This is a genomic window from Mycobacterium sp. BK086 (genome assembly GCA_004362315.1).
Taxonomy (GTDB): Bacteria; Actinomycetota; Actinomycetes; order Mycobacteriales; family Mycobacteriaceae; genus Mycobacterium.
The window spans coordinates 159,619-171,203 of the sequence record SNWL01000003.1 but is presented as its reverse complement, the minus strand read 5'-3'; the positions used below and the strand labels follow the sequence as shown (position 1 = coordinate 171,203).

Annotated in this window: 12 protein-coding genes; 8 read left to right on the top strand and 4 right to left on the bottom strand. The window is 67.4% G+C overall.

Annotation, left to right across the window (positions count from 1 at the left end; translation table 11 throughout):
• Nucleotides 1–16: 16 nt before the first annotated feature.
• Together glgX and sucT are read right to left on the bottom strand one after the other, a co-directional pair.
• The gene (gene glgX / locus EV580_RS00885) at nt 17–2,161 is read right to left on the bottom strand and encodes a glycogen debranching protein GlgX (RefSeq protein WP_133689277.1); all 2,145 of its coding nucleotides are present in this window, start codon (nt 2,159–2,161) and stop codon (nt 17–19) included.
• 41 nt (nt 2,162–2,202) lie between these two features.
• Nucleotides 2,203–4,317, bottom strand: coding sequence for an acetyltransferase SucT (gene sucT, locus EV580_RS00880; protein WP_133689276.1), 2,115 nt, complete (start codon nt 4,315–4,317; stop codon nt 2,203–2,205).
• Nucleotides 4,318–4,444: 127 nt separating this feature from the next.
• Here sucT and EV580_RS00875 point away from each other — a divergent pair, with 127 nt between their 5' ends.
• Genes EV580_RS00875 through EV580_RS00860 form a run of 4 tightly spaced genes read left to right on the top strand, consistent with a single transcriptional unit; the run spans nt 4,445 to nt 8,080 of the window.
• The gene (locus EV580_RS00875; protein WP_133689275.1) at nt 4,445–5,737 is read left to right on the top strand and encodes an adenosylmethionine--8-amino-7-oxononanoate transaminase; all 1,293 of its coding nucleotides are present in this window, start codon (nt 4,445–4,447) and stop codon (nt 5,735–5,737) included.
• A gap of 21 nt (nt 5,738–5,758) precedes the next feature.
• The gene (locus tag EV580_RS00870) at nt 5,759–6,907 is read left to right on the top strand and encodes an 8-amino-7-oxononanoate synthase (protein ID WP_133689274.1); all 1,149 of its coding nucleotides are present in this window, start codon (nt 5,759–5,761) and stop codon (nt 6,905–6,907) included.
• Nucleotides 6,904–7,581: a dethiobiotin synthase gene (gene bioD, locus EV580_RS00865; protein WP_133689273.1), complete on the top strand. Its 678-nt coding sequence runs from the start codon at nt 6,904–6,906 to the stop codon at nt 7,579–7,581. The genes EV580_RS00870 and bioD overlap by 4 nt, the downstream gene beginning before the upstream one ends.
• Nucleotide 7,582: 1 nt before the next feature.
• Nucleotides 7,583–8,080 (top strand): 2'-5' RNA ligase family protein, encoded by a 498-nt coding sequence (locus EV580_RS00860; protein ID WP_133689272.1) that lies wholly within the window; start codon nt 7,583–7,585, stop codon nt 8,078–8,080.
• Here EV580_RS00860 and EV580_RS00855 read toward each other — a convergent pair.
• Nucleotides 8,073–8,408 (bottom strand): MmcQ/YjbR family DNA-binding protein, encoded by a 336-nt coding sequence (locus EV580_RS00855; RefSeq protein ID WP_133689271.1) that lies wholly within the window; start codon nt 8,406–8,408, stop codon nt 8,073–8,075. The two genes, EV580_RS00860 and EV580_RS00855, sit on opposite strands and share 8 nt — an antisense overlap.
• Nucleotides 8,405–8,983 (bottom strand): TetR family transcriptional regulator, encoded by a 579-nt coding sequence (locus EV580_RS00850; protein WP_133689270.1) that lies wholly within the window; start codon nt 8,981–8,983, stop codon nt 8,405–8,407. The genes EV580_RS00855 and EV580_RS00850 overlap by 4 nt, the downstream gene beginning before the upstream one ends.
• Nucleotides 8,984–9,039: 56 nt before the next feature.
• Between EV580_RS00850 and bioB the strand changes: the two genes are divergently transcribed.
• Genes bioB through EV580_RS00830 form a run of 4 tightly spaced genes read left to right on the top strand, consistent with a single transcriptional unit; the run spans nt 9,040 to nt 11,585 of the window.
• Nucleotides 9,040–10,047 carry a biotin synthase BioB gene (gene bioB / locus EV580_RS00845; protein WP_370581827.1) on the top strand — a complete coding sequence of 336 codons (1,008 nt, stop codon included), beginning with the start codon at nt 9,040–9,042 and terminating at the stop codon, nt 10,045–10,047.
• The gene (gene bsaP, locus EV580_RS00840) at nt 10,047–10,274 is read left to right on the top strand and encodes a biotin synthase auxiliary protein BsaP (RefSeq protein WP_133689268.1); all 228 of its coding nucleotides are present in this window, start codon (nt 10,047–10,049) and stop codon (nt 10,272–10,274) included. The genes bioB and bsaP overlap by 1 nt, the downstream gene beginning before the upstream one ends.
• A complete protein-coding gene (locus EV580_RS00835) occupies nt 10,271–10,849 on the top strand; it encodes a DUF2567 domain-containing protein (RefSeq protein WP_133689267.1) in 579 nt (192 codons plus the stop codon). Before bsaP ends, EV580_RS00835 begins: the two co-directional genes overlap by 4 nt.
• A gap of 52 nt (nt 10,850–10,901) precedes the next feature.
• Nucleotides 10,902–11,585 (top strand): maleylpyruvate isomerase N-terminal domain-containing protein, encoded by a 684-nt coding sequence (locus EV580_RS00830; RefSeq protein ID WP_166654545.1) that lies wholly within the window; start codon nt 10,902–10,904, stop codon nt 11,583–11,585.

Sequence of the window (11,585 nt, the reverse complement as noted above, 5' to 3'; positions counted from 1 at the left end):
GGTGTGGCTGTTCCCGCTAGCCGCTCTTTTGAAGCACCAGAACCGATCGACCCGGCACGGTGATCGATTCGCCCGCCTTCACCACCGCGTCGGTGCTGCCTGCGGCATGTGAGGTGTCCAGGACCGCCGTCCACTGCTCGGCGTAGTCGCCGTCGGGTGTGACGACGTCGATCGGCTTGCCATGGGCGTTGAAGCACAACAGAAACGAGTCGTCGACGACGCGTTCGCCGCGCGAGTCCGGTTCCGGGATGGCATCACCGTTGAGGAACATGCCCACGAATTTGAAGCCCGAGCCCCAGTCGTCGTGCGTCATCTCCTGACCCGCAGGCGTGAGCCACGCGATGTCGCGGACCTGGTCGCCGCTGCGGATCGGCTCGCCGTCGAAGAAGCGGCGCCGCCGAAAGACGGGGTGCGCCTTGCGAAGTGCGGTCACCTTCTTGGTGAATTCGAGTAGATCGGCGTTGGTCTCGCGCAGGTCCCAGTCCATCCAAGACAGCGGCGAATCCTGGCAGTAGACATTGTTATTGCCGTGCTGGGTGCGGCCGATCTCGTCGCCGTGGGCGATCATCGGGGTGCCCTGCGACAGCATCAGGGTGACCAGGATATTGCGCATCTGCTGATGACGCAGCGCAAGGATCTCCGGGTCGTCGGTCGGGCCTTCCACACCGCAGTTCCACGACCGGTTGTGGCTCTCGCCGTCGCGGTTGTCCTCGCCGTTGGCCTCGTTGTGCTTCTCGTTGTAGGACACCAGATCGTTCAGTGTGAAGCCGTCGTGGCAGGTGACGAAATTGATGCTGGCACCCGGCCTGCGACCGGTCGCCTCATAGAGGTCCGAGGAGCCCGTCACCCGGGAGGCGAACTCGCCGAGGGTGGCCGGTTCGCCGCGCCAGTAGTCGCGCACGGTGTCGCGGTACTTGCCGTTCCATTCGGTCCACAGGCTGGGGAAGTTGCCGACCTGATAGCCGCCCTCGCCGACATCCCACGGCTCGGCGATCAGCTTGACCTGACTGATCACCGGATCCTGCTGCACGATGTCGAAGAACGCGCTCAATCGGTCGACCTCGTAGAACTCCCGGGCCAGCGTGGAGGCCAGATCGAATCGGAAACCGTCGACGTGCATGTCGAGCACCCAGTACCGCAGCGAGTCCATGATCAGCTGCAGTGTGTGCGGATGCCGGGGGTTGAGACTGTTTCCGGTACCGGTGAAGTCGCGATACAGCCGCAGATCGTCGTCCATCAGGCGGTAGTAGGCGGCGTTGTCGATGCCCCGCAGATTGATCGTCGGCCCGAGGTGATTGCCCTCGGCGGTGTGGTTGTAGACGACATCGAGGATGACCTCGATGCCGGCCTCGTGGAACGAGCGGACCATCGTCTTGAATTCGGCGACGGCGCCGCCGGCATGCCTGGTCGCCGCGTACTGATAGTGCGGGGCGAGGAAACCGAAAGTGTTGTAGCCCCAGTAGTTTCGCAATCCCAGATCGATCAGCCGGTGGTCGTGCATGAACTGGTGCACCGGCATCAGCTCGATCGCGGTGACATTGAGGGCTTTGAGGTGATCGATCACCGCCGGGTGGCCCAGGCCCGCGTACGTGCCGCGCAATTCCTCGGGGATGCCCGGATGGGTTTGGGTCAGACCCTTGACGTGGGCTTCGTAGATGATCGTCTCGTTGTAGGGCGTGCGCGGCGCGTGGTCGGAGCCCCACTGGAAGAACGGGTTGATGACCACGCTCGTCATCGTGTGGCCCAGCGAGTCGACCATCGGCGGAGTCCCGCCGGAGGCCAGGTCCTCGGCGTTGAGGTCATAGGAGTACAGCGCCTGGCTGAACTCGAAGTCGCCGTGGAACGACTTACCGTAGGGGTCGAGCAGCAGCTTGCTGGGATCGCACCGGTGGCCGGCGGCCGGGTCCCAGGGGCCGTGCACCCGGAATCCGTAGCGCTGGCCGGGATTGATCGTCGGCAGGTACGCGTGCCAGACGAAGCCGTCCACTTCGTCGAGCTCAATGCGGGTTTCGGTGCCGTCCTTGGCGATCAGACAGAGCTCGACGCGGTCGGCCACCTCGGAGAACAGCGAGAAATTCGTGCCCGCGCCGTCGTAGGTGGCACCGAGCGGGTAGGCGGTACCGGGCCACACCGTGGTCCGTGCGGGTTCGCTCGATGACATCTCTCGACCTTATCGACGTGGCGGCAGCGATGCGCGAGATGTCACCACCAGGCGGTGGCCGCACCCATCTGCCGGCCCAGTTCCGGGATCAGGGTGCGCATGTAGGTCGCGGAGATGTGATGAGAGTCGTGGTAGACCAGCACATTTCCCTCGACCGCGCGGCACACGTCGGCACGGCACACCGCATCGCTGAGATCCAGGACACGCATCAGCGGAAAGATCGGCAGGAAGTCCAGGGTCTGGTTGCGGTCGGAGAGCACCTCGGAGCGCTCGATCCCGCAGGACACCGCGTCACCGCCCTTGGCCAGGCAGTCCGTCGGGAAGAAGGGTGCGCCGTTGCGCACCAGCCACGGGGTGTCGCGCATCGCGAGAATCGGAATATTGTTGTCCGACAACGTTTGCCAGATTCCGATATAGGTCGACGGCATCACGTCGCCGGGCTTGATGTTCCACGGCCGGGTCGACGTGGTGAACACGAAGCTCGGGTGGTCGCTGATCAGTTTGGCCATCACCTTCTGGTTCCAGGTGTGGCAGTTGGGGTAGGGCCGGTTGTCGCCCATCACCAGAGGTTGTTCCTCGGTGGTCAGCGGGCAACCCATCTTCAGGTAGGTGACGACCTTGAAGTGATGCATCTTGGCCAGCGCGTCCAGCGCGGTGATCCAGTGCTCGGCGTGCGACCCACCGGCCAGTGCGATCGTCCTGGTCGCGGTCTTGTCGCCGTAGGTGCAGTTGATGACGTCGGTGTTGTCGAAATCACTGATGCAGCCGTCGTTGGTGGACTCCGGCAGGTCGTTCTGTGCCTCCAGCACAGTCGGCCGCATCGGCAGCTTCGGCACCCGGGCATGTTGGGTCAGTGCCCGTGCCCCCGGGTAGCCGTCGGTGGACAGTGCGACCAGTTCCTTGCCGTTGGCGCGCTGCACGGTGACGTGTTCGCGCCAGGTGAAGGACGTCGCCGTCAGTGCCACCCCGAGCAGTGCCACGGTGGTGCCCAGCGCGATCGTCGGCCTGCGCAGGCGGGCCCGCCACGAGAGCGTGATCTGCTGCGGGCTCGGTACCGAACCGGCGCGCCGACCGGAGCGCAGTGGTTCTTCGACGAAGCGCATCGTCAGGTACGCCAGCACACCCGAGATCGCCAGGATGACCGCGCCGTCGACGACGCCGGCATGGCTCTTGTCGGTGGCGGCGAGCCAGAAGATCAGCAGCGGCCAGTGCCACAGGTACAGCGAGTAGGCCATCGCGCCCAGCGTCACCAACGGTGCCGCGGACAGCAGGCGGCTCGGCAGCGGTAGCCGGTCGCGCGTCGAGGGGCTGGCATGTCGGTTGGCCGCCGCCAGGATCATCAGCACGGTCGCGCCGACGGGCACCAGCGCCCACGGGCCGGGGAATTCGCGCACCCCGTCGATGAAGGCGCCGCACGTGACGATCGCGGCGAGCCCGGCGCTAGCCAGCAGGGTCCGCAGCCACATCGACCACCGGATGTAGGGCACCACCGCACCGACGAGAGTGCCGAGCAGCAGCTCCCAGGCGCGGGCGAAGCTGTTGTAGTACGCGGCCGTCTGATCGGAGAGGTGGAGGATGACGGCAAAGACGAATGACGCGACCGTGACGGTGACCAGCAAAGTCACAAGAGTCACACGCAACCGTTTGCCGAGTCGCCGGCGCAGGAAATAAGCAAACCCGAAAACAACGGCGAGCATCGAAATGTAGAACTGCCCCTGAACGGACATTGACCAGATGTGTTGCAGCGGACTGACCGCCTCACCGGCCCGGAGATAGTTCGACGCCGTTGCCGACAGCTCCCAGTTCTGGAAGTAGCCCAGGCTCGCCAGGCTTTGGTCAGCAAACGTCTCCCAGCGCGTCTGAGGCTGCACCAGGATGGTCAACACCGCGCCCGCGGCAAGCACCACGACGAGTGCCGGCAGCAGTCGCCGTACCAGCCGGAGGATCTCCGGCCAGGGGGACAGCGACGAGTCGGGGTTCAGCGCGGTGCGCAACAGTGAACCGCCGAAGAAGAATCCGGAGAGCACCAGGAACACGTCGACGCCGCCCGACACCCGCCCGAACCACACGTGGAACACGGCAACGAGGGCGATCGCGACACCGCGAAGCCCGTCGAGGTCGTGGCGATAGAACGGGGTCCGAGTAGGGGTCAGCATGATCGGAAATCAATCTACCCAACCCGGGTATGTCTCTCATCTCCAGCGAACCGCGCGTCTTGACGACGGATTCCGTTGAGCAAACGCGCGCGGGCGACGCTGCTGAGCTCGACTAGGCTCACACAGCGTGCCTGCGTTGACTCCCCACCAGATCAGCGCGATCGACGCCGCGCACATCTGGCACCCGTACAGCACGATCGGCGCCGAGGCGATGGCTCCGGTGGTTGCCGTCGGCGCCGACGGCGCATGGCTGACGCTCGTCCGGGACGGCACGCAGATCCGGGTCCTCGATGCGATGGCGTCCTGGTGGACGGCGGTACACGGGCACGGGCATCCGGTTCTCGACGCGGCGATGACCCGCCAGCTTTCGGTGATGAATCACGTCATGTTCGGCGGGCTGACCCACGAGCCGGCCGCGCGCCTTGCGCAGCTGCTCGTCGACATCACCCCGCAGGGTCTGGACACCGTGTTCTTCTCCGACTCCGGCTCGGTGGCCGTGGAAGTCGCCGCCAAGATGGCGCTGCAGTACTGGCGCAGCGCGGGCCGGTTCGGCAAGCGCCGCCTGATGACCTGGCGTGGCGGATATCACGGCGACACGTTCACCCCGATGAGTGTGTGCGACCCCGACGGCGGGATGCATTCGCTGTGGACGGACGTCCTGTTCCCGCAAGTCTTCGCGCCGCCGGTGCCGGGTGCGTATGACCCGGCCTATATCGCGGCATTTGAGGCGCAGCTGCTCGAGCACGCCGACGAGCTCGCCGCGGTCATCGTCGAACCCGTGGTGCAGGGCGCTGGCGGCATGCGGTTCCACGACCCGCGCTATCTGAGCGATCTGCGCGCAATGTGCGACCGCGCCGGCGTGCTGCTGATCTTCGACGAGATCGCCACCGGGTTCGGCCGAACGGGGGAGCTGTTCGCCGCCGATCACGCCGGGGTCAGCCCCGACATCATGTGTGTCGGAAAGGCGCTGACCGGTGGTTACGTCACCCTCGCGGCGACGCTGTGCACGCTGGAGATCGCGCGCACGATCAGCGGTAGCGAGGCCGGGGCGCTGATGCACGGCCCGACATTCATGGCCAACGCGCTGGCGTGCGCGGTGTCGGTGGCCTCGGTCGAACTGCTGCTCGCCCAGGACTGGCGGAGCCGGGTCGCCGAGATCAGCGCCGGCCTGGCCGATGGCCTGGAACCCGCGCGCACCCTGCCCGGGGTCGCCGATGTGCGGGTCTGCGGCGCGATCGGAGTGATCGAGACGCGGGAGCCCGTCGACCTCACGGTCGCCACCCCGGTCGCCCTGGACAACGGCGTCTGGCTGCGGCCGTTCCGCAACCTCATCTACGCGATGCCGCCGTTCATCTGTACCCCCGACGAGATAGCCCAGGTCACCTCGGCGATGGTCGCCGTCGCCCGTGCATTAACCTGAACACTGTTCAAGGAGGGCACGATGACGCGCGTAGGTCTTTCGCCGCTGGCTTGGCTCGACACCGTCGAGCAGCAGCGCAGGCAGGCCGGCCTGCGCCGGTCGCTGCGCACGCGGCCCGCGGTGGCCACCGAACTCGACTTGGCATCCAACGACTATCTGGGCCTGTCCCAGCATCCTGCGGTCATCGACGGCGGCGTGGCCGCGCTGCGCACCTGGGGCGCGGGTTCGACCGGCTCCCGACTGGTCACCGGCAACACCGAGCTGCACGAGGAATTCGAAACCGCGCTGGCCGAATTCGTCGGTGCCGAAGCAGGTTTGGTGTTCTCGTCGGGCTACACGGCCAACATCGGCGCCACTGTCGCATTGTCAGGACCGGGCTCGCTGATCGTTTCCGACGCGCTGTCGCATGCCTCGCTGGTCGATGCGTGCCGGCTGTCGAGGGCGCGGGTCGTGGTGTCTGCGCACTGTGATGTCGATGCGGTCGAATCAGCCCTTGCCGAGCGCGACGAGGAACGGGCGCTGGTCATCACCGAGTCGGTGTTCAGCACCGACGGGGCCTTGGCGCCGCTGCGCAGGCTGCATGAGGTGTGCCGTAAGCACGGGGCGGTGCTGCTGGTCGACGAGGCGCACGGGCTCGGGGTGCGTGGTGCGGGCGGGCGAGGCCTGATCCACGAGGCCGGCCTGGCGGGCGCACCCGATGTGGTCATGACGACGACCATGTCCAAGTCGCTGGGCAGCCAGGGCGGTGTTGTGCTCGGGCCCGCCGTGGTCCGCGACCATTTAATCGACGCCGCTCGCACGATGATCTTCGACACCGGGCTGGCCCCGGCACCTGTCGGCGCCGCACTGGCCGCGCTGACGGTGATGACCGCCGAACCACGGCGAGCCGCGGCTGTGATCGAGCGGGCCCGACAGCTCGCGCAGATGTGCGACGTCCCCGAAACTCCGGAATCCGCAGTGGTTTCGGTGATCCTCGGTGATCCCGAGATCGCGGTGGCCGCGGCCGCCGCCTGCTTGGACGCCGGTGTTCGGGTCGGCTGCTTCCGGCCGCCGACGGTGCCCGCGGGCACGTCGCGGCTGCGGCTGACCGCACGGGCATCGCTGACCGACGACGAGATGGACACCGCCCGCGAGGTGCTGTCCACGGTCCTGGGCGCGCAGCCGCGATGAGCATCCTGGTCATCACCGGAACCGGCACCGGCGTCGGCAAGACCGTCGTGACCGCGGCGCTGGCTTGCCACGCCCGGGTGTCCGAACACGATGTGGCGGTGTGCAAACCGGTGCAGACCGGGACCGCCGGTGGTGACGACGACCTGGCCGAGGTTGCCCGGCTCTCCGGGGTCTCCGAACTGGTGGGCGTGGCCCGGTATCCCGAGCCGCTGGCGCCGGCCGCCGCGGCCGAACAGGCCGGGCTGCCCCTGCCCAGCGCCGATGAACTGTTGGCGTCCATCCGCGGGGTGGACCGGCCCGGCCGGCTGACGCTGGTCGAAGGCGCGGGCGGCCTCGTTGTCGAGCTGGCCGCGGGCGGCGTGACATTGCGCGATCTGGCGGTAGAGCTGGCCGCGCCGGTGCTCGTCGTCGTCGAACCTGGGCTGGGCACCCTCAATCACACCTCGTTGACCCTGGAAGGGCTTGCGGCAAAGGGTCTTTCGTGTGCCGGCTTGGTGATCGGCTCGTGGCCTGCGCAGCCCGGTGCCGCCGAGAAGTCGAACCGTGACGCGCTGGCCCGGCTGGCTCCGGTGCGGGCGGCGCTGCCGGCCGGGGTGGCCGCGGTGTCGCCGAAGGACTTCGCGTTGTTCAGCGCACGCGCGTTCGACCCGGACTGGGTCACTGGCCTGATCTGAGATGGCGCACTCGATCGAACTACTGCTCGACGAGCGCGCCGACACCGCGATCCGCCAGATGTGGCGAGAACTGGGCGTCCGCTCGGCCACCACCCATCGCCCGCACATCACGCTCATCGCCGCCGAACGCATCAGCCCCGACGTCGACCGGGTGTTGGCCGGCTTGGTCGGCAATTTTCCGCTGCCCGTTGTTCTGGGTGCGCCGCTGACCTTCGGCAGCGACCGGCTGACCCTGGCGCGGCTCGTCGTTCCGTCGGCTGCGTTGCTGGCGCTGCACCAGGAGATCTACAACCTGTGCGGGCCGTTCGTGTCGACGTTGTTCGCCCACAGCTCGCCGGGCCGGTGGACTCCCCACGTGACGCTCGCCCGCCGGTTCACGGCGGCTCAGGTGGGTGAGGCGCTGGCGGCGGTCGACGGGATCGCGGCCGACATCCGGGCCAGCAGTATCGGGCTGCGGCGCTGGGACGGCGATGCCAAACGCGATTACCTGATCAGTTGATCTGTGCGGCAATGCTTTTCGGCACACACATCTTCCACCCCTCGATCACCAGATCCCGGACCTCGTCAAGGGTCACGGCGTCCAGCCGGACGTGGATCCAGTTGTAGCGCATGTCCGACGCGCGGGGCAGCATGAATTTCTCGGGTTCGGCGGCCACCATCGCGGCCCGTTCTTCCTTCCAGAACCCGACACCCATCAGCGTCTCGTCGCGGGAGAACTTCAGGAAGACCAGCCGGCCGACGCGGAACGTGATCCGGTCGCTGACGATCGTTTCGTACGCCCGCGGCAATCCGAGCGCGATCGGCCGCACCTGGTCGACGGTGATCACACGGCTGACATCCGCCGGGCCGCGATCCCGTCGAGCAGCAGCTGGACCCCGAAGTCGAACCGGCGGCCCGGATCGGACTCCAGCACGGACTGATCGGCGGGGAGGTCGGCGCCGGCGGCATCCCACTGCAATCGCGACTGCTCGTCGGCGGTGAAGCCCAGCACGTAGTAGAGGACGGTGCGGGCGGCCACCGCGGCGTGCTCGGTATCGACGCCCGCGGCGGCCGATGCGTCGGCCAGCCAATCGAGGATTCGCGCCATCGCCTCGGACTGGCCCGCGGCGAAGCTGGCGGACACCAGCTCGGCGCCGTCGGTGTGCGACAGCAGGGCGTCGCGCAGCTGGCCGCAGATGCCGGCGATCCGGACCCGCCAGTCCGCGGAAATGTCGGCCACGTTGGTCAGGATCCGGTCGGCGACCGCGCCGAGAAGCTCCTGCTTGTTGGCGAAATGCCAGTACAGCGCGCCGGGGGTGACCGCGAGTTCACGGGCCAGCCGGCGCATCGACAGATCGGCCATGCCGTAGTTGTCCAGCAGTGTCGTCGCTGCGTCGACCACGTCGCGTTTGTGGAGCTGCACACCGGTACTCTAGCCTGAACACTGTTCAAGTTCGCTGGACGTAGGAGGACATGCAGGTGACGCAGGCAGCGGTGGACGTACTGGCACTGGCGCGCGAGCAGGTGCTCGAGCGTGGCGAGGGCCTCAATCGCGATCAGGTGCTCGAAGTCCTGCAGCTGTCCGACGATCATCTCGAGGAACTGCTGGCCCTGGCCCACGAGGTCCGGATGAAGTGGTGCGGTCCCGAGGTCGAGGTCGAAGGCATCATCAGCCTGAAAACCGGTGGCTGCCCGGAGGATTGCCACTTCTGCTCGCAGTCGGGCTTGTTCGCCTCCCCGGTGCGCAGTGCGTGGCTGGACATCCCCAGCCTGGTCGAGGCCGCCAAGCAGACCGCGAAGTCCGGTGCCACCGAGTTCTGCATCGTGGCCGCGGTGCGCGGGCCCGACGAGCGCCTGCTGGCTCAGGTGGCTGCCGGCATCGAGGCCATCCGCAACGAGGTCGACATCCAGATCGCCTGTTCGCTGGGCATGCTCACCCAGGAGCAGGTGGACCGGCTCAAGGAGATGGGTGTCCACCGCTACAACCACAATCTTGAGACCGCGCAGTCCTACTTCCCGAACGTCGTGACCACCCACTCGTGGGAAGAGCGTTGGGGCACACTGGAAATGGTGCGCGAAGCCGGCATGGAGGTCTGCTGCGGCGGCATCCTCGGCATGGGGGAGACGCTCGAGCAGCGCGCCGAGTTCGCCGCCAACCTGGCCGAGCTCGATCCGCACGAGGTGCCGCTGAACTTCCTGAACCCGCGACCGGGCACTCCGTTCGGCGATCTGGAGGTGCTGCCGGCGTCCGAGGCGCTCAAGGCGGTGGCCGCGTTCCGTCTCGCGTTGCCGCGCACGATGTTGCGGTTCGCCGGCGGCCGTGAGATCACGCTCGGCGACCTGGGCGCCAAGCAAGGCATCCTCGGTGGTATCAACGCCGTGATCGTCGGGAACTACCTGACCACGCTGGGCCGGCCGGCCGAAGCGGATCTGGAGTTGCTCGAGGATCTGCAGATGCCGATCAAGGCTCTCAACGCCAGCCTGTGATGGTTGAAGAGCTGCCCGCACCGGTCGGTGCCGGGATCTACAACGTCTACACCGGCGGGCCTGCCGGCAGTGTGGTCCCCACCGCGGCCCAGCTGGGGCTCGAGCCGCCGCGGTTCTGCGCGGAATGCGGCCGCCGGATGGTCGTACAGGTGCGTCCCGACGGCTGGTGGGCCAAGTGTGCGCGGCACGGCCGGGTCGACAGTCACGATCTCGAGGCGCAGCGGTGAGGCAGCGTGCGGCTCTCACCGTTGTCATCGGCCTGACGCTGGCCGGCGCTGTCATCGGCGGCGTGTGGTCGGTGCTGGCCCCGTCGGCTCATGGTGTGATCGCGCTGACGCGCTCCGGTCAGCGCGTGCAGACCTACCTGGGCAGCGAATCCGACCATCTGTTCGTCTCGGCGGCACTGCTCATCGGGCTGCTGACGTCGATGGCGGTCATTGCCGCCGTGCTGGTGTGGCAGTGGCGTGCGCACCGGGGACCGCTGATCGCGACGGCACTGTGGGTGGGCCTGGTGGCCGCCGCCGGCGCCGCGGCGGGTGTCGGTGCGGTGCTGGTGCACTGGCATTACGGCGCGGTGCCGTTCGACACGGCTCCGGTGACCCCGGAGAACCGGGTCTTCTATTACTCCGAGGCCCCGCCGGTCTTCTTCGCGCGCGGCCCGCTGCAGATCGCGACGACGCTGCTGTTCCCGGCCGCGCTGGGCGCGCTCACCTATGCATTGATGGCGGTGGCGACGCCGCGTGACGACCTGGGCGCCGAGCCGCAGGCGGAGCGCACGCCGATCGGCGCCACAGCGCCCTAGAGGTCGCAATTCCGCCAGCGCACCGGTATCTGCCGATGGTGTTGTTGGCGGCGTGAACAAAGTCGTGGTCGATGTCCTGGATTCGCGCACAAGCCAGGCCTCGTGCGCCCGCGCTCTCGCCGAATTGCCTGGAGCCACCAAGGTTCTGCAATTCCTCAAACCGCCCGCCGAGAAGGCGTTCAGCGCTCTGGCCGACACCTTGACGGCAACCGATGCCCATGCCCCGACTGCGTGTGAGGGGTGGACTGTGCACGAACTCACCGCGCATCTGGCGGCGGGCTCGGCCGAGATCGCCGACCTGATTCAACTCGAACTCGTCGAGGGCCGTTCCAGGCCGACCCGTGATTTCGAAGAACGGGAGGCCCCGTATCGAACACTTTCGCCGAAGAAGTTGCGCCGCAGTTTCTTTGCTGAAGCGCTGCGAGCGACCGTGGCCGTCGAGCGGCTGGCGGCAGTGGACGGCGGGCAGCGGCGGGTGATGTTCACCGGAGTGGCGATGGACGCGCCGACGTTGATCCAGCACATCGAAAGCGAACTGGTGCTTCACCGTTGGGACATCGTTGGCTCCGATGCGATCAGTATGGCCGCGCTCAGCGATCCGCGGCTTGCCGAACATGCCTTGACAACGGTTGCAGCCATGCAGCCCAACGTCTTTACATCCGGGGGTCCGGTCACCGATGTCGTGCACTGCGATCCCGCGGTGCGGACCCTTCTGCTGTGGGGGCGCCGCCCCTGA

Bases quoted from the DNA above. Each gene is read 5' to 3' on its own strand.
- glgX (WP_133689277.1), bottom strand. From the start codon at position 2,161: ATGTCATCGAGCGAACCCGCACGGACCACGGTGTGGCCCGGTACCGCC.
- sucT (WP_133689276.1), bottom strand. From the start codon at position 4,317: ATGCTGACCCCTACTCGGACCCCGTTCTATCGCCACGACCTCGACGGG.
- EV580_RS00870 (WP_133689274.1), top strand. From the start codon at position 5,759: ATGACGCGCGTAGGTCTTTCGCCGCTGGCTTGGCTCGACACCGTCGAG.
- bioD (WP_133689273.1), top strand. From the start codon at position 6,904: ATGAGCATCCTGGTCATCACCGGAACCGGCACCGGCGTCGGCAAGACC.
- EV580_RS00860 (WP_133689272.1), top strand. From the start codon at position 7,583: ATGGCGCACTCGATCGAACTACTGCTCGACGAGCGCGCCGACACCGCG.
- bsaP (WP_133689268.1), top strand. From the start codon at position 10,047: ATGGTTGAAGAGCTGCCCGCACCGGTCGGTGCCGGGATCTACAACGTC.